Genomic DNA, 21,397 nt, shown 5'->3' with positions numbered 1-21,397 from the left:
ATGGAGACTCTAGATTTCCAAAAGTTTGCCTCCTACTCCAAACCCGGGCCCAGATACACCAGCTACCCTACAGCAGTGGAATTTGGCCCGCATTTTCAAGAAGCCGATTTGATTGAAGCTTTTCAAAGAAGTGATTCGCAAATCCCGCTCTCTTTGTATTTCCATTTGCCTTTTTGTAAAAGTGCTTGTTATTTTTGTGCCTGTAGTGTGATCTATACGAGTAGCCAAGCCAAAAAAGAGCGCTACATCACCTATTTACAAAAAGAGTTAGATTTATTAAAACAATATTTAGACACAAAAAGAGAGGTGGTGCAACTGCATTTTGGCGGCGGGACTCCCACTTTTTTTAATGCCACGCAATTAGAGATCATCATCCAAAGTATTTATAACCTCTTTTCTAATTTTTCTTCTCAGGCTGAGCTAAGCTGTGAGATTGATCCTAGACACTTTACTTTTGAGCAAATGCAGGTACTTAAAAATCAAGGGTTTAACCGCTTGAGTTTTGGTATCCAAGATTTTGATCCTGTGGTGCAAAGGGCTGTTAATCGCTTGCAAAGCTTTGAGTTGGTGCAAGAAAAAGTGCAGTGGGCTAGGGATTGTGGTATCCACTCTATTAACTTTGATCTCATTTATGGGTTGCCTTTCCAGAGTATTCAAAGTTTTGAACAAACCCTTTTAAAGGTGCTTAAGCTTGATCCAGATCGCCTCGCGGTGTTTAATTATGCCCATGTCCCATGGATTAAGCACACCATGAAAATTGATCCTAAAACCCTGCCCTCCCCGGAGCAAAAATTAGAACTCTTGCAGTTTCTCATCGCTTTTTTAAAAGATCATGGCTATGAGATGATAGGAATGGATCACTTCGCTAAAAAAGACAATGAGCTTTATAAAGCCTTGCAAAATAAAGAGCTTAGGCGCAATTTTCAAGGCTACACCACCCAAAAATTTTCCCAGACAATAGGGGTGGGGGTTACTAGCATTGGGGAGGGGCTAGATTATTACACCCAAAATTTTAAAGACCTCAAGCACTACGAACAAGCACTAGATAACAGGCATTTGCCGGTAGAGAGGGGGATAGTTTTGAGTGCAGAGGATAGGCTTAGAAAAGAGGTGATCATGCATTTGATGAATAATTTAGAAATTGATTTTGCAAGCATTGAAAAAGCGTTTCACATTGATTTTAAAGTACATTTCAAAGAGGCGCTTAAGGCGCTTAAACCTTATGAACAAGATGGCCTACTCACTTTAAGCGATACAGGGCTTAAAACAAGCGCCACAGGGGCCATGTTGGTGCGCAATATTGCTATGGTTTTTGATAGCTATCTTAAAACCCACCAAGGAGAAAAGCGTTTTAGCCAAACCCTCTAATCATTTTAATGCCCTTTGGCAAGAAATAGAAAGCAGTACAAATGCCTGTGTTAAATGCGCTAAATGCATACCCACTTGCACGATTTATCGTATCCATAAAGATGAAATCACCTCTCCGCGCGGGTTTTTAGATTTGATCGCACAGGTCAAACAAGAGAGTTTAGAGTTAGATAACTCGCTTAAAAAAATCTTTGAAACCTGCTTTTTATGCACCACTTGCGTACAAGTCTGCCCCCTGCATTTACCCATAGATGCCATGATAGAGAGAATCCGCCACATGAGCGCAAATAAACATGGCATTAGTTGGCATAAGAAAATATATTTTTATCTTTTAAAGCATCCTAAACTTATGGATTTTGTGTTTTCTCTTTGTGATGTACTTGCGCCTTGTGTGTTTAAAAAAGATGAGGACAAACTCAAATGGCGCTTTAAAGGCTCTAAAGCTTGGCAAAAACGCGTGATCTTTCCTTTTGCTAGAAAAAGCTTTTTACAAACCTACAAGGGGTTAATTACCCCTCAAAACCCTTTAGATACCAGTACTCCGCCTAGAAAAGTGGGTATTTTTATCGGCTGTTTGAGCAATTATAACTATACAGAAGTGGGTCAAAGTCTGCTTTCCTTGCTAGATAAACTTAATATCAGCGCTTTAATCCCTGAGCAGTTTTGTTGTGGAGCACCGGCGTATTTTACAGGGGATTTAGACACAGCCTATTTTTTAGCACAAAAAAACATCGCCTCACTTTATTCTATTGCCTCTGAAGTGGAGGCTATTTTAGTTCCAGAGGCCACCTGTATAGGTATGCTTAAAAAAGACTATTTACACATTTTAGAAAGCCTAAGCGATGAGAAGGATCGCATCTCTTGGCTAGAAAAATTTAAAGTCATAGAGGATAAGTTACAACTAGCCTCTGCTTTTTTAGCTAATTCTACCCCGCTTAAAAATTATTTACAAAAGCGCCCACAAATCCCCCTCACTCTTACTTACCACGATCCTTGCCATGCCAAAAAAGTTTTAGGGGTTTTTAAAGAACCCCGCGCGCTTTTGCAGATCAACCACTCTTTAATTGAAATGCAAGAGAGCGATCGTTGTTGCGGGTTTGGAGGAGTGAGTATGCAAAGTGAGCATTATGATTTAGTTTTAAAAGCAGGAGCGCCTAAGGCTTTAGATATTGCTCAAACTAAAGCGCAGGTGGTGAGTGCGGAGTGTTCGGCTTGTAGAATGCAGATTAATAATTCTCTAGCACAGATTGAATCATCTGTACAATTTTTACACCCCATAGAGCTCTTAGACCATGCGCTCACAGATCGCAATTTTTCTTTTTTTAAAAACAAATCTTAAAAAAATTATGCTAGAATAGCGCCAAAATACTTAATATAAAGAAGAGGATGACATGAAGAGAAAATTTTATGCCTTTTTATCAAGTGCCATGGTGCTTGGCGTAACGGGCCTGCAAGCCGAAAGAAATGCATGGTATGTGGGAGCAAGTTACGAAGTAGGGCAGGTTGGTGAGACGGTAAGAAATCCCAAACCGGGAGGTAGTGATTACAATTTTAGTAGGCTACCTTCTGGCCATTACAGCCTTTTGGCCGTGATGCAAGGACTTGGTATTAGTGTGGGGTATAAACAATTCTTTGGTAAGAAAAAATGGTTTGGTCTGCGTTACTATGGTTTTATGGACTATGGGCACTCTGTTTTTGGAGCTAATGAGTTAGTACCTGGTAAAGGCACTTTTGCTAACCTCTCTGATATGTTTACCTATGGCGGTGGCATTGATACACTCTATGATGTGATTAATAAAGATGATGTAACCTTTGGGTTCTTCTTAGGAGCAGCCATTGCGGGTAACTCTTGGGGTAACACTACAGGTGGGCCACTTCTTGCTCTTGCCTATCCAGCTACTTCTGAACAAGCTCTTGACCCTGCTATTTTCCAATTTCTCTTTAATTTAGGTATGCGCACCACCATTGGCAAACACCAAGAATTTGACTTTGGGATTAAAATCCCCACCATTAATGATTACTACTTCAACAAAAAAGGGCTCTCTTTCACTTACCGCAGACAATATAGCTTGTATGTGGGGTATCGCTACAACTTCTAATGCCAAATGCCCCTAAAACGGGGGCTTTCTTCAAACAAAACACGCAACAGGCTTTAAGAAGCCATCTTAAACAAAGCACTTAAAGAAATCAAAGAGGTTTTAACTTCTAGTTTAAATGTAAATCGCAAGTGGCTATCAAGCAGGAGAGGGCTAAACTTGAAAAAGAATTTAATACCCGCCTACAAGAAAAAGATCAAAAGATTGCCAGCGTAAATATCTCCAAATTATAACAGCCAAACTAGAGGAAAACCAAAAAACAAATTACCACTCTCAAGCAGGCTTTAGAGCAAAAAGATAAGCCAGTAGCCAATTCCAAGAGGCGTTGAAAAACAACCAACCGGAGGAGAGGGGACATGTTTTAGCTTTAGAGGAGAAAATTGCCCGACTAGAAAAGATCATTAAAGTGCAAAATTACCACATAGAAGGCCAGCGCAAAAGACATGCATGTACAATTTAAGTTAATGGCGTGCCAAGTGAGATACAGCTACAGACAACTAAGGGTTGGGAGATTAAAAAGCAAACGGATAGTATCTACCATGTGTTAAGAGAACAGAAAATAAAGCAGACACTTACAGATCAGAAAATAGAAGCACTCAAAGTAGAAAAACAAGAGGCTATTTCAGGATTTAGATTTTGATATTAAAGACCTAACCTCGTTTGCGGTATAAGGTTCTTGATGCTTTTATTTTAGATACTAAAGATTTAACTTCATCAGCGCTAAGAGACATTAAAGATTTAACCTTTTCAACACTAAGCTTGTCAACATACTCATATTCTGTAACATCTGTTTTAGTAAAAAAATCCTCTCTTGTCAATTTAACCCAAGAGCCCTTAGAAAAGTCAAACTCAAAACAATTTTTAGCTTTTGCCAATGCTAGCGCTATAGAGAAAAGATCATTTTCAGATACGCAATCAAATGCATACAAACGCCCAGAGTCATCATTGAAAAGAAATGTTGCGCTTTCAGGGGATAGGGGGAATAACGCATCCACTGAAAATCCTTTAGCAGTAGTGTTAATACTAATGAAAATTTCTTAAATATGTTTGAGAAAATTACAGAGTGTGTAAAACAATTGCGCGTGTAAGCTCCCAAAGAAGTTTGCCCAGTGATAGATTATTTAGTTTTTTCAAACCCACTTAGCAATAAAGAAAAAATACATAGACTATTGGCAAATAATACAAATAGTTTTGCGGATCTAAAAAAATATTATGAAACTCTTAGAAAATTTAAACATCTTGTAAAACAAAAAGAAAAACAGCAACTAGCACTTCCTATTAAAGGCAAATAATGCGCTAGTTAGGATTCCTTATAGCGAGGATACCTCCCTGCCTTTGGATAGAGGAGGGCGAGGAAATAGACTTAAAGGCGAAGAGCCCCCTAAAAAGTAGGAACGATAAAGACGCTCTCTTGTTGTACAAAGATTTTTGGATCGTCTGTGCTATAGGCCTTAATCACGATGGGTAAAATCTCTTTTTTAGAGTGGGTTACATCGTGTTTTTCATAAGATTCTTTGGCTAGTTTAATAGACATGCGCAAAATCACAACTACTTTTAACTTGCCCTGTGGTGCGATAGAAAGCGTGTTTTTAGGCCGTAAAATGCTAATATCTGGATCATCTACATTAAAAGTATATTCGTGGGCTTTGTTACTTGTGTTTTGGAACAAGAAAATATAACTATTATCCACAAAGCCGTTTTTAATGCTATAAAGTTGCCCGCCATGCGTGATGTCTAAAAGCATGGTAGATTTTCTAAGCGTACCGATGATAAGAGCAGCTATAACCACGAGTAACACCCCCAAATAAGCCCAAGTTTTAAGCCGCCACATTTTAACCTTGCTATGTGTAGCGGTGGCGTTAGTTGAAGACCAATTAATCAGGCTAGGTTTATTGAGTTTACCCATTGTAATGGTACAAGCATCTACACACTCTAAGCAGTTAATGCACTCTAATTGCATGCCTTTTCTAATATCAATATGGGTAGGGCAAACTAAAACGCAGTGGTTACAGCTCACGCATTCATTGGCTTTATTTCGTTTTTGTGGGAGGGCGGGGATTTTAACATCATTTGCATCATAAATAGCCCCACCTCTTTGCGTGTCATAAATGGGATTTAAAGTATCATCATCAAAGAGTACGCTTTGTACTCGCGCATAAGGGCAAAGATAAATACAAAAATGTTCTTTAGCCACCACAATATCAAAGAACACAACTGCACTTAAAGTTAACCAGATTGTTAAAAGTAAGAGGTGGTGGCTAGGGTGGGCGAGGTGGTTAAAAAAATCTAGTGGCGGGATAAAATAAAAGAGAAGCACGGCCATAGACATCAAAGGCACGGGAGCAAATAAAAAGAGGCCGGCAATTTTTTTAAGGCGATTAGCCGCTGTGGGGGGAGTGGGGCGCTGTTTATTAGCAATTTTAGCGTGCAAGCCTAAAATTTTGGTTTCAATTAGATCGCGATGAATCACTCTAAAAATAGTCTGTGGGCAACCCCAGCCACACCAGACTCGCCCAAGCATTGTGGTTATAAAAAAGATAAAAATAAAAAGAAAGATTACTAAAAAGGGGAGAAGATACATTTCTTGGGTGTTATAAATCTTGCCTAATAAGTGGAGTTGCCCGCGTTCAAAGGAAATTAAAAAAATCTGCCCATCTCCTATGTGCAAGAAAGGAATGATCATAGGGATAAGAGCGATGGCAACATAAACAAAATAGCGTTTGAGGCGGAAGGACTGGCGAAAATAGGCGTCCTTATTCGTATGGCTCTGCGTGTCCATAGATAAAAATCCTTATAGTGTGATGTATGCATACTATCAAATTTTAATTAAGTGTGTTTAAATAGAGGTTGCGGTTATTTATTGGCTAAAAATATAAAATTGATCGGTAGACTTTGCGTTTATAAAAACGCATAATTTGCGCTAATCATAACCCAAAAGAGGAAAACCAAGTGCAAAAAATACTCGTTATCTCAGGGCATCCTAATTTAAAAATATCCAAGGTAACCAAAGTTATTTTAGAAAAAATGAAAAAAACACTACCTAATGCTGATTTTCTTTATCTAGATACTACCTACCCTGACTATCAAATTGATATAGCATATGAATATGCCCGTTTGGTGCGATATGATGTGATTGTTCTACAATTTCCATTATCTTGGCATAGCGCACCCTCCTTACTCAAACGCTATATTGACGATCTTTTATTTTATAATTTTGCAACTGGTTCTAAAGGTGGCAAACTCAAAGGAAAAAAACTGATGTTATCAGTTACAGCTGCAAGACACCAAGATATTTATCAAGAGAGCGGTTATGCGAAGTGCACACTAGATCAATGTTTATATTGCTTTGATATTATGGCGCGCGATGCGCGGATGGAAAAATTGCCTAATGTCTACACCTACGGTGAAATTGGCCGTCCTGCCCACGCTGATAAAGAAACAACCAAAGTAGAAACCTTAGCTGATTTACATGTAAAAAAAGTAAAAGAAATTTTAGAAACGGGTAAAACTGCGGGGTAAAACCGCGCCAACACTCTTAACAGCGCCTAACTATTTTGCTGGAGCCATGCTATCAATTGCACTCAAAGCATTAAGACTTTTTGGATAGCCAATATAGGGAATGAGTGCTGTTATAACACCTATTAGTTTCCTCCTATCATTACCCGCCGTGATATTCCCGCTAACATGTCCTTTAAGTTGCGCCTCTGCTCCTCCTAAAGAAGCCAGATACACAAAGGTTAAAAGCTCTCTAAAAGGCAGGGCTAAACCCTCCCTAGTGTAGTAGTCCCCAAAACAATTTTCTGATAAAAACCGGCGGATATGCTGTTCATCTTTAGGCGCTGCAGCATTGTGCTTATCAATTGCTTCCCCAAAGAATTTTCTTTGGATGGCTAGACCTTTTTCTTGCCTTTGATTTCTAGCCACACTTTTTTGTGCCTCTAAGGGGAGTTTAAAGCCATGCGCGCTTAAGATTACATTAGTGGCCTCTAAAAAATCATACACCCGTCCAAATCCCACATAGGGCACTGCCTGATATAAGATCTCTTTGATTGCAACAGGATTGACATGGTTTTTAAGGGCTATCCCAAGCATGTTTTTATACTCACCAAGTGCCGGGGTAGCCACCAAAGAGGCTAGGACTAATTGCATATATTCTTGAGTACTCAAACCGGATTGAGTAAGGGCCTCACCTAAAGAAAAATTTAAATAAGTGTTTACAAAATCCGGATCACTTTGGCTTAGAGGCAAAGATGCATCTTTAAAAAGAGTATCAAAATTATGTTGTGCGGTTTTAGTTAAATGTGGTGCGTGTGAAGCTTTGTTATGTATAGAGGCCATTGCGCGCATATACTCCGCATCGCTAACTTTCTCCCCCCAGATCACATTGACCCCATCTTTAACTCCAGTTAAGGCAATGTGAGATCCACCAGAATCTAGCCCTGCTCCATGCCAGTGCTTAACACCCGGTGGACAAGAGATCACATCTCCTTCATGGGCAACACTCACTTTTCCATCCTGCGTACCCGTATAAATCACCCCTTTAGTTACAATGAGTGTTTGGCCAGCAGGGTGGGTATGCCATGCGCTCCTAGCCTTAGGCTCAAAGGATACTAAACCCCCTCCAAAATGACGCCACTTCTCAGACTTAAATAAAATTTGCACATGCACAACACCGCTAAACTTAGAACTATCCCCTTCAAACCCTCCTAATTGTCCCTTACGCGTAATTTCTTGTCCTTCCATGTGTTTTCCTTTCAAATGCTTAGGTGCTCCGGGCAACAAAGCCACACAAATAGCTAGCCATAAAGTTAGCCGTAAAGAATGAATCATTAAAAACCCTTAGATTAAAATTATTAGGGCGCTCACTCTACTACAATGCCTCTTAAAAGGCTATAAATACTTTAGAGGTTTATAAATAGCTGTAGTTGGCATAATAGCAAGTGGTTTTTAAGCCCTCTTAGCTACAATTAAAAGCCTAGTCTGCTCTTAAAGGATTTTTATGCCAGTTCCTAATGCTTTTGCTCTCATTCCTTTTTTAGTCTTTATTAGCATTTATTTAGGCACAGGTCTTTATTTGGAGCTAAGCGGTGTGAAAATGGGCTTTTACCAACTCCCAGGACCCGTAGCTGCAGGGGCGGGTGTAGCCACAGCTTTTTTACTCTTTAAAAGCGATCTGAATAAAAAATTTGATGATTTTTTAGCCGGGTGTGGGGATAAAAATATCATGACTATGTGTACCATTTACTTACTAGCTGGGGCTTTTGCTGTGGTGAGTAAGGCAATGGGGGGAGTTGAGGCTAGCGTGAATTTTGGGCTTAGTTATATCCCAGCACAGTATTTAGCAGCCGGGGTTTTTGTTATCGCTGCTTTTATCTCTTTGGCTATTGGCACAAGTGTAGGTTCTATTGTCTCTTTAGGACCTATAGCCGTAGGATTAGCGCAGCAAAGCCATTTGTCCATGCCCTTAGTATTAGCAGCTTTAATGGGAGGGGCGATGTTTGGGGATAATTTATCTATTATTTCAGATACCACCATTGCTAGCACCCGTACCCAAGATGTGGCCATGCAGGATAAATTTAAAATCAATCTTTATATTGCTCTGCCGGCTAGTATTTTAACCGTGATTTTGCTTTTAATTTGGGGACAACCTGAAAATGTCGCCCCGATTCAAATCCATGACTACTCTTTAATCAAAACTTTACCCTATGTCTTTGTTTTAACCCTAGCGCTTTTGGGGGTAAATGTATTTTTAGTACTTTTTAGTGGGATTCTTTTATCCGGAGCCATCGGGCTTTATTATGGTAATTTCACTCTTTTAAGTTTTGGTAAAGAAGTTTATAACGGCTTTACTAGCATGCAAGAAATTTTTCTGCTTTCCATGCTTACCGGTGGAATTGCCTTTATGGTGGCGCGTGAGGGGGGCATTGCATGGATTATTGCTAAAATTGAAACCCTCATTGTTGGCCAAAAAAGCGCCAAAATAGGCATTGCAAGTCTGGTTAGTTTAGTGGATTTAGCGGTGGCTAATAACACGGTGGCTATTGTAATTGTCGGGGAGATTAGCCGTAAAATCAGTTTAAAATTTGGGGTAGATCGACGCGAAAGCGCAGTGATTTTAGATATTTTTTCTTGTGTTTTTCAGGGTTTAATCCCCTATGGCGCGCAAATGTTAATTCTTTTAGGCTTTGCAAAAGATAGCGTAGGCTTTTTAGATGTGGTTGTTTTTCTCTGGTATCAAGGGCTCTTAGGGCTTTTCACTTTGTTTTATATCTTTTCTAGCACCTATAGCGGTGCTATTTTAAAAAGCTTAAAAAAACAGCAGGTTGCTAATCTGTAGCTTTAGCCCCTTGTACTTTTGGAGTGCCCCGGTATTCATAAAGAAAGGGCACGCCTTTGACAAGTTTTGTAGCTAAAATGCTTTTGGTAACCTGTTGTACCTCTTGAACTTCTTTATCAGGCGCATCTGTAGGGCTGTGGAAAGCAGAGGCATAAACCTTATTTAAAATATCAATTTTGCCTTGTGTGTTTCTAGCCCGTTTGATCTCTTTAAGAATAACCGCTGCTTTAAGATTAGACTCACTTCCTAAAAATCCGACTAAAACCATGTGTACATTGGCTTCTTTAAGGCGTTCTTGGATGTGGCCTAACTCGTTGCGGCAATGAGGACACATGGGGTCTGAAATAATATAAAGGTCTTTATGCACCCCTTTATTACTAGAAGACAGATTGATCACATAATCCTTAGGGACTGCATCAAACATGGCATTCAGCGATTCGCTATTTTGCTGTTTAAAATTATAGCTTTGGGTTTGGTGGTAGATTGATTGGACTAGTTCTGTATCCTTATTGCTCGTGCTAAAGAAAATATTAGTAATGCCTATCACAAGATCGCTACTTTTATTAACTAGCAAGGGGATATGATATTGCGTGTCTGGATCTTCTACAACCACTATTTGAAAATCTTTATTGGCTTTTAAAGGTTTAACCTCTAGCACATTGACTTTCTTATGGATTTGCTTATCAATTAAGCGAATCACATTACTACCCACCTCACTTGCTCCAGCAAATCCAGCACACAACGCCAACACACAACAAAACCCGCGCATGACAACTTCCTTGTATAAAATATAAAAACTTCTGCCCATTGTAACACTAAATGATTAATAATAAGCCCAAGAGAGAATACCCGTTAAAATCCATGCGCTATAATGCTTACATGTTAGATTGGTTAGCCTACATGAGCGATCAAAATGTAGAGGGGTTTTTACTCTTGTTTTTGCGTTTAAGTGGGGTGATCGCGCTCTTTCCTTTCTTTGATAATAATCTTATCCCTGTTTCTATAAGAGGGGCTCTTAGTTTTTTTCTAACCCTTGTGTTTTATCCCACTCTACCCCACCCCCCACTATACACCACAGCAGAAACTTTTTTAATCGCTTGCTGTGCGGAGTTTTTCTTAGGGCTATGTGCCTCATTTTTTTTACAAGTGGTTTTCCACGCCATTGCTTTTGCTACAGATACCATTAGTTTTTCTATGGGTTTAACTATGGCTAGTGCTTATGATCCAATCTCAGGGGCACAAAAGGCCATTGTAGGGCAGGTTGTTTTGCTTTTAGCTATTCTAATCATGCTACAAACCTCCATGCACCATTTAATCATTTTATGGGTACAGCACAGTTTAGAAAAAATTCCTTTAGGGGGGTTTGTCTTTACAAATCACATAGCACAGGCCAGCATGCAAGCCTTAGGGCATTTGTTCATGGTAGGTTTTAGCATGGCCTTTCCTATCCTAGCCATTATTATGTTTGGCGATATTGTCTTTGGCATGATCATGAAAACCCACCCGCAATTTAATCTCTTAGCTATTGGTTTTCCGCTTAAAATTGCCATTGCTCTATTAGGGCTTATTTTAATCATGGCTTCTATTATGCACCGCTTTAAAGAGCAATTATTACAGGCATTCCATGTACTGACAACTCTCTTTTAAAGGAATATCTATGGATTTAATTAGTTTTCAAGAAGCCCTAGATTTGGGATTAACACTCCCTTTAATACCTTTAGAAAGTAAACCCATTGCTTTAAATAAGGCACGAGGGCGCATTTTAGCAGAAGATATTTATGCACAAGACCCTCTACCTAAAGTAAGCAATGCGGCTATGGATGGTTTTGGGTTGTACTTAGAGGATTTAGGAAAATCTTTACCCATTGCTTATAGCATTTATGCGGGCATGGATGTAACGCCCTTAGAATTACCCCCCCACACCTGCGTTAAGATCATGACAGGAGCTTCTATCCCTAAAGGCGTGGAACTAGTTGTACCTTTTGAAAAAATGCAAAGTTTTACAGACACGCATGCCCACGCCCCACAAGGCTTTAAAAAAGGGGATAATATCCGGTTTGAGGGTGAAAATATCAAAAGTGGGGATTTGATTTTAATAAAAGGCACGCGTTTATCAACCGGGCATATTGCTTTATTAGCCTCGCAAGGAGTTGTATCTGTACGCGTCTTTAGGCGTTTAAGAGTGGGGGTTTTTAGTAGCGGCGATGAAATCATAGCTCTAGGAGGGCATGCGCAAAAACACCAAGTCTATGATACTAACGGGGTTATTTTATGCAATCTTTTAGAAAAACATGGTTTTGAGCCAATGCATTTAGGCTATTTGCAAGATGATCTTGAGGCACAAAAAAAAGCCCTAATCAGAGCTTTAGATCATGATGTGATTATTAGTAGTGCGGGTGTGAGTGCGGGCGATAAGGATTATTTTAAAGAGACGCTTTTATCAATGGGCGCACAAATCCACTACCATGGGGTTAAGCTTAAACCGGGTAAACCTATCATGTTAGCTAGTCTCTCGCAAAAAATTATCTTTGGCATGCCGGGTAATCCTTTGAGTTGTACGCTGACATTTTTAACTTTGGTGTTGCCTGTTTTGGAAAGATTAGCGCTTAGTCTGGCTAAACCAACTACTTTTAAAGCCACTTTAGCAAATCCGCTTATTTTAAAAGGCAAACGCACACATTTAATTTTAGGGCAATTACAAGGGGGAGTCTTCACTCCCTATCAAAATAACACTTACGGCGCGGGGGCTATTAATGCGCTTAGCGCCTCTAATGCCATTGCTTGTATCCACCAAGTAGAAGAACCCGTACAAAGCGCTGAGGTGCTATTGCTCTTTTGACACACCCCCCGCGCGTTAAGCTAGCAGATTAAGAGAATCATCATAGGCTAGCTAGCTAGCCGTTCTCACAGACTCTACTCCAAGGGTAAAACTTGCCACCCGCGCTATAAGCCCTAGCTTTAAGCAAAAGGTTTTGTACTACAAATCACTAAATAAGCACTCCAAACCCCCACGCCTTACTCGAAATTTCTATTCTTAAAGAATTTGGAAACCATAGGTAATGGTAAACATAAGGTGGCTACGATCAGAGTCAACATTGCGGGGCAAAGGGACAGTTCCCCAAGAGTTACAATAACCAATGCAGTAGCCCTTTTTGGTAATATTGTTGTAGTACTCTAATTTAAGATCAAACTTCAGATTATAACGGCTTAAAAAATACCCCAAAAAGAGCGCAACACTTTGTTCATTTGCCCGCGGTGAGGTGGTTAAACGGCCTAAAACTTTCCAAGTAATGCCATGGAAGCGCGATCCAAAATATAAAAATCCATTAAGGGCATCTTTACCAACGATGTTGTTAATTTCGGCATCATAAATACTATTTGTCCAGATGTTATAACCAAGAGGGTCCCCATAAATCCCAATATCCCCGTTGGCATTGCCAATATTTTTATAAATACTCCCCCCAAAAATCCATTTGTTATAGTAGAAGCGAGAACGGAAAAAAAGAGTTTGACCCGCCTTACCCATTGTTTCTTGTTGGAACAAGATCATATCATAGCCACGCCCTGAGGGAGGAAAGAAAGGGAAAAACCCCACAAAAGTACCCACCCATCTAAACCCTTTATTTCTAAAATTAGGGTTAGTATCATAAGTGATATTAATCCCGGGAGCATTCATGCGCCCAAAAATGGAGTAAAAATAGGGGTTGATTTTCCAGCCCTTGTGTTGGTATTTAAAATCGGCAATCATTAAGGGTTTGCCACTAGTATAATAACGCCCAAAAGGCCAAAACCAGTCGCTTGAAGCAGAAGCACGCGCATCTGAATAGAGTACGCGTAGTTTCATATCCTTATACTTAGCATACCCCTCTACCCCTTGGCTAAAAGAGGTAAACCAGTCATAATCTGAGAGTTCATAACGCCCGCCTTTAATGCCAAAAATGCCTTTATAATCATAACTAATGTAGGCGTTATTCACCATTGCATAACGCGGTTTTTGCACATGTAAACCACTATGCCCGGCATACCAACCAATATATTCCCAAAATATCCCGCCATCATGTTGGTAGAAATCTCCGGGGCCCCCGGGCTGACCCGGAGGAATATTATTGCCTTGATAAGCGGTTGAGTCATAAGGCAAAGCTGAAAGCATGCCGCCTACTTCAGCATGCAAGCCCTTATAAATATCCATGCTGATATTCATTTCAGCCAAAAGGGAGGTATAACTCCCTGTAGGATAAATAAATTTAGACGGATCGTATTTTTGGTTATTAAAGCCATACTTGGTATAGCTACTCAGTTTCCCGCTAATGCTCATGTCAAAGGCCAAAGCACGATCAATTACAAGGACAAGGAGCACAAAAACAAGCCACTTCGTAATATTCTCTCTAACTTGCATTTGCATGGGAACCTGCTTGGATGGAGTTATAAAAACGGGGCGTATTATAGCAACAACACACTTAAGGAGAAGTTCTCCTTAAGCTAGAAAAAAAGACTAGAAACTATAGCTGATGTGAGTCATCAAGTGGCTTCGATCTTGTGCCACTGTATGAGCAATACCACCAGTATTTTGCGGACCCTGTGCAAAGCCAGCCGCAGAGAACAGACCTGTATTCAAACTTAAAGGTTGTCCCATATAGCTTAAGAAGCCCACACCTGGGTTATAGCCCGCGCGAATCACTTGCAAGAACCATTCAAGCTTGATACCCGCTGAAATATGTTTGCCAAATTGGTAGTCTAAATACAACGCTAGAGCTTGACCATCTGCACGAGGAGCTGTGGTGTATCTTTCAGCCAACTCCCAGTCAAATTTACCATACACCGCACCAACCTTTGCATACGCAGTAAAGGCGTCTGCGTCGGTGATGTTGTTGATGGATGCAAACCCTAATGAGTAGATACCACCTGTCCATTGTTCTACGCCGTCGATAGCCACTGGGTTACCATATGTACCGATGTTTTGGTTCGGGTTACCGATGGCATCGTAGATACCAAAACTAACATTGTAGTTGTTAAAGTCTAGGCGTTCTTTAATCAAGATAACCGCACCGCCCGGACCTTGTAAACCGCGCCATTTGCCACCATCTAAGAAAGGATCCCAAGAGTTATAACGAGCGGGCGCATAACGGCCGTATTTGGCGTTGTTCCACTGATAAACATACATACCATAGAAGGTTGTTTGTGAGCGGAAACCCCGTCCGTTAAATTCTGGGTTGGTGTCATAATACATTTTAATTTCTGGAGCGGTAAACACTTCTGGAGAGAACCACACATGCGGGTGGATAGAGAAGTGCTTATTCACTTGATAAATAAAGCCGATTTTATGTTGGCCCCAAGGTTTTTCGCGATAGATTGGGAACATCCATTGCCCGTCAGCAATACCACGGCCCCAGGAGCTAAACACTTGGAAGGTTAGCTTATTAGTCAGCTTAAACATCCCATAGAAACCTTGCGTTAATTGATAAAACCAGTCAATGTCTTTAACCTGAGTGGTATCATAACGCCCTAAAATCATCCAAACCCGATCGCTTTTATATTGGATATTAGCCTTATAAATTTCATAGCGGCGTGATTGACCGGGAGTATAGGCACTAGCTGGATAGTAGTTTGGGAAAAGCCCGTTCCACTCACCCATAAACATATAGCCAATCCCGCGAGGGTCAGCTATGCCGCCATGTGCCATTGCGTACTGATAAGTACCAACTTGGTTAGCAGAGCCCCAGAAGGGAATACAAAAGCCCCCGGCGCTGTTGTCATGACAATCTGCTGCTGCATTTTTCCAAGCCTGTGGGACTTGAATATCATTGGCGTATTTATCATAACGCGTACTATCATAGGGCATGCCACCAAGAGCACCCCCAACAGTTGCACTCCAACCTTTACCTAAGTGTAGAGTGGTTTCTAACTTACCTGTCAACTCCACAAAAGTACCAGTCGGGTAAAGCCCTTTGACTGGGTTAATCGGGGAGTTATTAAACCCCACCTTAGAGAAGTTGATGAAATCCCCATGGACCTCATAACTCAGAGCGTCCAAACCAGAAAGCCCAAAAGAAGAAGAGACGAGCAAAGCGGGCGTGAGCGTGTTGCGTAGCTTACGGGCACCCCTAGCCCACTTACCCCAACAGCTAGTTCCACCTTCTGGCTTTGTCTGTTTATTTTTTTGATTCATAGGTGCTGCCTTTTCATAATAACGGTATAACCTCGAGATGAAATCTACACAGAACATGCTCGCAAAAACTCCAATCGAGCTATGCCCGAGACCATGATTGTGTTCGCGTATTTTAATATAGTTTAGATATTTTTTTTCTTAAATGAAAACCAATTTTTTCTAATTTAACAAACATTAATAATATTATCTTAAGCGCTTTAATAATATTTCTCTTAAAATTTCAAAGTGATATTGGTCATGATGTGGCTACGATCCTGATAATTAGCCTTAAAATCAGGGTTGTTATACTCTGGCTTACCAAAATAGCCCACTTGGTAGCCTTGATGGATATATGCGCCGTAGTATTCTAGTTTGAAGTGTACAAAAACTGAAGTTGTAAAAGCATAGTCTAAACTAAGCGCGGCTGAGTACTCATTTGCGCGGCCTAAATGGCCTTGAGCGTTATGATTAGCATTACTCACCCGACCAAAAATATGCCATGCAAATTTCTTATAAAAGCTACCCACAGAGCCATAAATGGTTGTGGTGTTAGCATTGGTTAGCGCATCGGCTAGGCCGTCATAAGCGGTGTTATCCCAAAAGTCATACCCGACAGTACTTGCGCTTACATAGTTGTTCACATAAGAGGTGTTATTCCCCATTGGCATGGTGTGGCTTCCTAAATAGGCATCTGAGTTACCAAAAGTATTATAAAGCCCTAAAATAACAGACCAGTGATTCCACCAAAAAACTTGGCGGATATTTAAAGTAACCCCGTATTTGCCAATGATTTGGCCTAAAGCCCCTGTGCCATTACTCACTGCATCCCAGATACTCCAAGTGTGGGTTTTAGAATTGTACCAACCTGAATCATAAACGGGTATGGTAACCATTAAGAGCGTTTGGGAGCGAAAACCCACATTTTGGAAATTTTTATTCGTATCATACATGAGTTTAAAGCCCGGGGCGTTGTAAGTCTTTGGAGAAAAATAAAAGAAAGCCTGCGCGCTTAAGTTTTTATAATCATAAGTGGCGGTGATGCCATGCCAGCCATAGTTAGCCCTAGTGCCATTTGGTTGGTTATAGGTAGTGGTGGCGTAGAATTGATAAAGCCAAGAGTTAAAAGCTAGCCCCCTTCCATAAGAGCTCCACCACCATAGCTTAAGATTTCTTGTAGGTTTGTAGTAAAACTCAAAGCCTTGGTTAGACCCGCTCATAAAATCAATATTGGCTTCATAACGCCCAATTTTAAACCCAAAGATATGTTTATAATCATATTGTAAAAAGGCGGTATCTAGTACATAAGGTCTTGCATGGTAAGCCCCTGAAACCTGATTAAAATACTTATTATAAAAATACCCGTGATAACCCCCGATGAAATTATGCACCACTGAGCCAAAAATTTGCCCGTTTTGATCTTTTAAATATTTCGTGCCATCATAAGGGATACCTGCCATCGTCCCGCCTAAACTAAAACTAAGTGTATGCCCATTTTCCTCTATGGCTTTAGGCAAAAGCCCTATTTTGATTTGAGCAAACCCGACAATATCTGTAAAACTTTCAGTTGGATAAATGCCGTATTTGGTATTGATAGCAGAATGGTTAAACCCGATTTTAGAAAAGTTTTCTAACCGGCCTGTGATTTTAAAATCATAGCCTTCTAAAAAATTAATTTGTGAAAGAGAAAAAAGACCTAGAGAAAGGAAAGAAAACCGCAAATGTCTATGAAAATCTAAAGCCATTGGATCTCCTTAAAATAGAATGGTTTAAAACTGCGCTTTGATTGCTGTCATTAAAAAACTCCTATCTTGATGCGTAGCACCCACGCTTGGGTCTAATGTGTACCAATTAGCGATGTTATAGCCCTTGTGGGTGTCTACTTCGTTATATTCAATCTTAATATTAGTAGAGATGTAATGACTCCATTTAATCCCTAAATTCCACGCTAGGCTTTGCTCGTTGGCTCTGGGTGAAAAGGTTAATCTACCCACCAAACCCCAAAAAATCTTTTTATGAACCCCACCCATAAATAAATAGCCGGTGATAGAATTAGGCGAGAGCATGTTATTCATCAATCCGCCATAAACGCTATCATCACGCGAATCAATCACAACAGGGCTTCCGTATTGGAAAATCTTAGCAGCTGGGTTGCCAAAGTTTTGGAAATACCCCCCGCCAAAGTTATATTGATCGTAATCAAAGCGTTGGCGGATATAAATATTACTAGCCCATTTGCCATACATAGAACCACGATACCAGCTATCATAAACACGGGGATCATAAATAGGAAAAATCACGGTTATGGTGGTGAGTGATTTAAAGCCAATCCCATCAAAAAGCGGGTTGCTATTAAAGTACAATTTAAAACCGGGGGTGGTGTAGGTGTTAGGAGAAAAATAGACAAAAGAGACGGCTGAAAAATAGCGGGTATCATAATTTAACCCCACCGCGTGGATTCCTAAATTAACCACTTGCCCTTTTTTATTTGTCGTAGTAACCGGAGAATACCACGGCCTTATAAATTCACCCACTGCTAAAGCGCGCCCAAAGGAGCTAATCCAACGCAATTTAAAAAAAGAGGGGAATTTATAAGAGACTTCAAAGCCTTGCGTGTACCCACTCATAAATGTCGCTTTGGAGGCATATCTCCCGGCAATAATGCTGAAAATATTTTTATAATCGTAGCGTAAAAAGGCGTTATACAGCACATAAGGGCGGGCATGGTGGGTGGTTTCTACATTAGATTTTTTCCAAGGGGCATTACCTAAAAAACCAATCCAACGCCCCATATAAAAATAAGTGAGTTTAGAGCCATAAACCTGACCCGTGCTTTGATCAATAAGCGTGGTGGTGTCATCATAAGTTAAAGCGCCAATACTCCCCCCAAGTCCCCCGCTCACTTTATGATTGCCCTTATTAAAAAGCGTGCTATCCACTTGGGTTTTAAAAGTTAAAGTTACAAAACTCTCAGTAGGAAAGATGCCTTTTTTAGAATTAATCGGCGAATGGTTAAAACCCACCTTAGATACTGACTCAGCCACGCTACTAAATTTATAATCAAATGCCCCCAAAGAGCCCACACAACACGCATAAAAAAACGCACTCCCATAACTAACCTTACGCATCTACCCTCTTGATCTTAAAGACTCACTTTAACTTCTGTAAAAATATGGCTTCTATCCTGATCGGTACCGGGTTGATCGGGTAAGAAAGGCCCATTCCAGCCAATTTTATAACCTCTGTGCATGAGTTGGTTATAAAACTCCACCTTAATATCTGCATAAAAGTGTTTAGAAAATTGGTAACCAAAGTTAACCGCAAAGCTTTGTTCATTGGCTCTAGGCCCATAGGTTAAACGGCCGATAAAACCATAGAGTAATTTTTTATACACACCCCCGCCAAAGAGAAAAGCCGTAAAGGCATTAGAATCCATCATATAAGAGAGGGAGTTAAGCGTATTGGCATAAACGGTGTTAGTCCAAAAGTCAAAACCCAAGCGGTTACCATGGTAGCCAATCATCCAGTTAGCATTGCCAAAGTTTTGGTAAATCCCGCCACCAAAGTTGTAGTTGTTGTAGTCAAAGCGCTGTTTGATCATCAAACTATGGGCGTTTTCCCTAGAGATCATGCCAAATTGGTAAGTGTTCCAAAAGCGTTTAGCATAAAAGGGGTTTAAAACCGTAATATCGGTTTGAGAACGCCAACCCACCCCCTTAAAGTTTGGTTTACTATCATACAAGAGAGTAAAACAAGGGCTATATTCATTATCAGGTGAGAAATACACAAAGGGCACGATGCTAAAACCCTTATAATTCCATGTGATGTAGAAAGCATGCACCCCGGGGTTGATTTTTTTACCATTAGCTAAAACATAGGTTTTAGGTGAGTAAAAGTTATAAAGCCACTCGTTATAGGCAAAACCCCGTCCAAAGGAGCTAAACCACCAAAACTTAAAATGCCCTAAATTTAAGGTCATGTCTATCCCTTGCGTATAACCACTCATGTAGTCTGCTGGGGATTCATAGCGGCCTCCGCGGAATCTAAAGATATTTTTATAGGAATAGTCAATATAGGCGTTATAAATCACATAATCGCGGGTATTATGCGCATAACCTTGCACACAATCAGCCGCATTAACCCCACCAATCACTGTAGCATCAGACATTGCCTGTAATTGCGCTGCACTTAAGCCCACATATTTAGACTCATTGCCCCCTCCAGCGCCATACCAACACTGCCCCCAAGGCTTTTGCCCAACTAATCCGGCAAAATAGCCAAAGTAGTTCCAGTTCATAGCCCCATAAGGCTTACCTGTGGCTTCATTGATGAGGTCTTTTGTGCCATCATAAACAAGCCCCCCAGCAAAGCCCCCTAAACTCCCTGACATATGGTGTCCATTGGCTGTTGAACTTTTGGGTAAAAGCTCGGGAAAATCTAATTGGAGATAACCCACGACCGTCATAAAGGTTTCAGTGGGATAGAGACCTTTGTTAGTGTTAATAGGCTTGTTGTTAAACCCTATTTTAGAAAACATTTCCGTACCCGCTTTAAATTTGGCAAAAGATTCAAGATTGCGCAAATCAAAGGCGCTAGTTTCAGACAACAAACCTAAAAAGGCGACCAAACTCTTGGAAAGCAATATAGCTTTTCTCATCACAATTCTCCATAGTATATAACAACCCTACACAGGGGAGGACTCTACAAGCCCAACTTGAAACTCTCTAACACCTCCAAATGCTTTTGATTTTAGCTACCGCATCATCAGACAACCCCTTAAACACATCAAGAGATGCCTTTTAAAAATCCCTTGCTGTGCGTGAAAGGTGGTAATTGCATAGCTCTCTTTAATACGAATAATAAAAGAGAAGGTCAACTCTAAACAAATTTTTAGCCAAACTACTGGATTTTCCATCAAGACCTCCTCAAATCGGTAAATTTTATATTCGTTTACTCTCGTGTGATAATAGCAAAAAATATTAAATGTTTAACTATTCTCATAATAAAGTTTCAAGATGAGACAACTAGAGGTTGATAGATTTAGGAAAAAGTGTGGTTTAGATTATCTAAAATCCTACTAAAAAGGCTTAAAGTTAATTTTTGAGTGTACTTTTAAGGTTAATTTAGCACCAGCGTCATAAGTGGTATGCTAAAAGTTTTGTGCTATAGCCACCAGAGTAAGGACTCGCTATCCTGCAAGCTTAACGCGCGGGGAGTGTGTCAAAATCCCAAAATACCAAGCTAGAAAGCTATAACGCGAATCTATCTAAATGGAAAAAACGGCAGAAAATAGAATAACTTCCACCAAAAATAATCCACGAATTTTAAGCCTAAAGTTTTGATAGCTAGAAATCCCACTCATCTTTAGCGGGTGGAATAAATGCCACTATTTCCTTGTAAAATCTCTGCTCACAAAGTAAGAACCAAATCTTCTCAACACAGAAACAAGCCAAA

Annotated in this window: 18 protein-coding genes; 9 read left to right on the top strand and 9 right to left on the bottom strand. The window is 40.2% G+C overall.

Annotated elements, in window-relative coordinates; all coding sequences use genetic code 11:
• The 4 genes from hemN (at position 1) to G6Q06_RS01200 (ending at position 4,104) form a co-directional block, all read left to right on the top strand.
• On the top strand, positions 1–1,368 hold the full coding sequence (gene hemN, locus G6Q06_RS01215; protein WP_205435729.1) for an oxygen-independent coproporphyrinogen III oxidase: 1,368 nt from the start codon (positions 1–3) through the stop codon (positions 1,366–1,368).
• The gene (locus G6Q06_RS01210) at positions 1,313–2,707 is read left to right on the top strand and encodes a (Fe-S)-binding protein (protein ID WP_240329139.1); all 1,395 of its coding nucleotides are present in this window, start codon (positions 1,313–1,315) and stop codon (positions 2,705–2,707) included. Before hemN ends, G6Q06_RS01210 begins: the two co-directional genes overlap by 56 nt.
• Positions 2,708–2,759: 52 nt before the next feature.
• The gene (locus tag G6Q06_RS01205) at positions 2,760–3,467 is read left to right on the top strand and encodes an outer membrane protein (protein ID WP_163565446.1); all 708 of its coding nucleotides are present in this window, start codon (positions 2,760–2,762) and stop codon (positions 3,465–3,467) included.
• A gap of 466 nt (positions 3,468–3,933) precedes the next feature.
• Positions 3,934–4,104: a hypothetical protein gene (locus G6Q06_RS01200; RefSeq protein WP_163565445.1), complete on the top strand. Its 171-nt coding sequence runs from the start codon at positions 3,934–3,936 to the stop codon at positions 4,102–4,104.
• Between the two features lie 10 nt (positions 4,105–4,114).
• On the opposite strand, the gene G6Q06_RS01195 is transcribed toward G6Q06_RS01200, so the two are convergent.
• Positions 4,115–4,459, bottom strand: a complete 345-nt coding sequence (locus G6Q06_RS01195; protein ID WP_163565444.1) for a hypothetical protein — start codon at positions 4,457–4,459, stop codon at positions 4,115–4,117.
• Between the two features lie 114 nt (positions 4,460–4,573).
• Here G6Q06_RS01195 and G6Q06_RS01190 point away from each other — a divergent pair, with 114 nt between their 5' ends.
• Positions 4,574–4,756 carry a hypothetical protein gene (locus G6Q06_RS01190; RefSeq protein WP_163565443.1) on the top strand — a complete coding sequence of 61 codons (183 nt, stop codon included), beginning with the start codon at positions 4,574–4,576 and terminating at the stop codon, positions 4,754–4,756.
• Positions 4,757–4,845: 89 nt separating this feature from the next.
• Here the strand turns inward: G6Q06_RS01190 and ccoG are convergent, their stop codons facing one another.
• On the bottom strand, positions 4,846–6,243 hold the full coding sequence (gene ccoG / locus G6Q06_RS01185) for a cytochrome c oxidase accessory protein CcoG (protein ID WP_163565442.1): 1,398 nt from the start codon (positions 6,241–6,243) through the stop codon (positions 4,846–4,848).
• Between the two features lie 170 nt (positions 6,244–6,413).
• Between ccoG and G6Q06_RS01180 the strand changes: the two genes are divergently transcribed.
• On the top strand, positions 6,414–6,983 hold the full coding sequence (locus G6Q06_RS01180; RefSeq protein ID WP_163532967.1) for an NAD(P)H-dependent oxidoreductase: 570 nt from the start codon (positions 6,414–6,416) through the stop codon (positions 6,981–6,983).
• A 30-nt stretch (positions 6,984–7,013) separates the two neighbouring features.
• On the opposite strand, the gene G6Q06_RS08770 is transcribed toward G6Q06_RS01180, so the two are convergent.
• Complete coding sequence (locus tag G6Q06_RS08770; RefSeq protein WP_346009284.1) at positions 7,014–8,294, bottom strand: cupin domain-containing carboxymuconolactone decarboxylase family protein; 1,281 nt, start codon at positions 8,292–8,294, stop codon at positions 7,014–7,016.
• Positions 8,295–8,463: 169 nt separating this feature from the next.
• Here G6Q06_RS08770 and G6Q06_RS01170 point away from each other — a divergent pair, with 169 nt between their 5' ends.
• Positions 8,464–9,801, top strand: coding sequence for a Na+/H+ antiporter NhaC family protein (locus G6Q06_RS01170; protein WP_034375300.1), 1,338 nt, complete (start codon positions 8,464–8,466; stop codon positions 9,799–9,801).
• Here G6Q06_RS01170 and G6Q06_RS01165 read toward each other — a convergent pair.
• Complete coding sequence (locus G6Q06_RS01165) at positions 9,791–10,570, bottom strand: disulfide isomerase (RefSeq protein ID WP_240329138.1); 780 nt, start codon at positions 10,568–10,570, stop codon at positions 9,791–9,793. The two genes, G6Q06_RS01170 and G6Q06_RS01165, sit on opposite strands and share 11 nt — an antisense overlap.
• A 110-nt stretch (positions 10,571–10,680) precedes the next feature.
• Between G6Q06_RS01165 and fliR the strand changes: the two genes are divergently transcribed.
• The gene (fliR, locus tag G6Q06_RS01160) at positions 10,681–11,448 is read left to right on the top strand and encodes a flagellar biosynthetic protein FliR (protein WP_205435728.1); all 768 of its coding nucleotides are present in this window, start codon (positions 10,681–10,683) and stop codon (positions 11,446–11,448) included.
• A gap of 10 nt (positions 11,449–11,458) precedes the next feature.
• Positions 11,459–12,640, top strand: coding sequence for a molybdopterin molybdotransferase MoeA (locus tag G6Q06_RS01155; RefSeq protein WP_163563919.1), 1,182 nt, complete (start codon positions 11,459–11,461; stop codon positions 12,638–12,640).
• A 195-nt stretch (positions 12,641–12,835) separates the two neighbouring features.
• Here the strand turns inward: G6Q06_RS01155 and G6Q06_RS01150 are convergent, their stop codons facing one another.
• The 5 genes from G6Q06_RS01150 to G6Q06_RS01130 form a co-directional block, all read right to left on the bottom strand.
• Positions 12,836–14,197, bottom strand: a complete 1,362-nt coding sequence (locus tag G6Q06_RS01150; protein WP_163534337.1) for an outer membrane family protein — start codon at positions 14,195–14,197, stop codon at positions 12,836–12,838.
• Between the two features lie 96 nt (positions 14,198–14,293).
• A complete protein-coding gene (locus G6Q06_RS01145) occupies positions 14,294–15,967 on the bottom strand; it encodes an outer membrane family protein (RefSeq protein ID WP_163534250.1) in 1,674 nt (557 codons plus the stop codon).
• A gap of 212 nt (positions 15,968–16,179) precedes the next feature.
• The gene (locus G6Q06_RS01140; protein WP_205435726.1) at positions 16,180–17,688 is read right to left on the bottom strand and encodes an outer membrane family protein; all 1,509 of its coding nucleotides are present in this window, start codon (positions 17,686–17,688) and stop codon (positions 16,180–16,182) included.
• A gap of 24 nt (positions 17,689–17,712) precedes the next feature.
• Positions 17,713–19,071 carry an outer membrane family protein gene (locus G6Q06_RS01135; RefSeq protein ID WP_163565440.1) on the bottom strand — a complete coding sequence of 453 codons (1,359 nt, stop codon included), beginning with the start codon at positions 19,069–19,071 and terminating at the stop codon, positions 17,713–17,715.
• A 14-nt stretch (positions 19,072–19,085) separates the two neighbouring features.
• Positions 19,086–20,600, bottom strand: coding sequence for an outer membrane family protein (locus tag G6Q06_RS01130; RefSeq protein ID WP_163534252.1), 1,515 nt, complete (start codon positions 20,598–20,600; stop codon positions 19,086–19,088).
• Positions 20,601–21,397: the final 797 nt, after the last annotated feature.

This window comes from Helicobacter suis, from assembly GCF_902196135.1.
Taxonomy (GTDB): domain Bacteria; phylum Campylobacterota; class Campylobacteria; order Campylobacterales; family Helicobacteraceae; genus Helicobacter; species Helicobacter suis_A.
This window is presented reverse-complemented; position numbering and strand designations above follow the sequence as displayed.

Coding starts and splice junctions, on each gene's coding strand:
- hemN (WP_205435729.1), top strand. CDS start 1: ATGGAGACTCTAGATTTCCAAAAGTTTGCCTCCTACTCCAAACCCGGG.
- G6Q06_RS01205 (WP_163565446.1), top strand. CDS start 2,760: ATGAAGAGAAAATTTTATGCCTTTTTATCAAGTGCCATGGTGCTTGGC.
- ccoG (WP_163565442.1), bottom strand. CDS start 6,243: ATGGACACGCAGAGCCATACGAATAAGGACGCCTATTTTCGCCAGTCC.
- G6Q06_RS08770 (WP_346009284.1), bottom strand. CDS start 8,294: ATGATTCATTCTTTACGGCTAACTTTATGGCTAGCTATTTGTGTGGCT.
- G6Q06_RS01170 (WP_034375300.1), top strand. CDS start 8,464: ATGCCAGTTCCTAATGCTTTTGCTCTCATTCCTTTTTTAGTCTTTATT.
- G6Q06_RS01165 (WP_240329138.1), bottom strand. CDS start 10,570: ATGCGCGGGTTTTGTTGTGTGTTGGCGTTGTGTGCTGGATTTGCTGGA.
- fliR (WP_205435728.1), top strand. CDS start 10,681: ATGTTAGATTGGTTAGCCTACATGAGCGATCAAAATGTAGAGGGGTTT.
- G6Q06_RS01155 (WP_163563919.1), top strand. CDS start 11,459: ATGGATTTAATTAGTTTTCAAGAAGCCCTAGATTTGGGATTAACACTC.
- G6Q06_RS01150 (WP_163534337.1), bottom strand. CDS start 14,197: ATGCAAGTTAGAGAGAATATTACGAAGTGGCTTGTTTTTGTGCTCCTT.
- G6Q06_RS01145 (WP_163534250.1), bottom strand. CDS start 15,967: ATGAATCAAAAAAATAAACAGACAAAGCCAGAAGGTGGAACTAGCTGT.
- G6Q06_RS01140 (WP_205435726.1), bottom strand. CDS start 17,688: ATGGCTTTAGATTTTCATAGACATTTGCGGTTTTCTTTCCTTTCTCTA.
- G6Q06_RS01135 (WP_163565440.1), bottom strand. CDS start 19,071: ATGCGTAAGGTTAGTTATGGGAGTGCGTTTTTTTATGCGTGTTGTGTG.
- G6Q06_RS01130 (WP_163534252.1), bottom strand. CDS start 20,600: ATGAGAAAAGCTATATTGCTTTCCAAGAGTTTGGTCGCCTTTTTAGGT.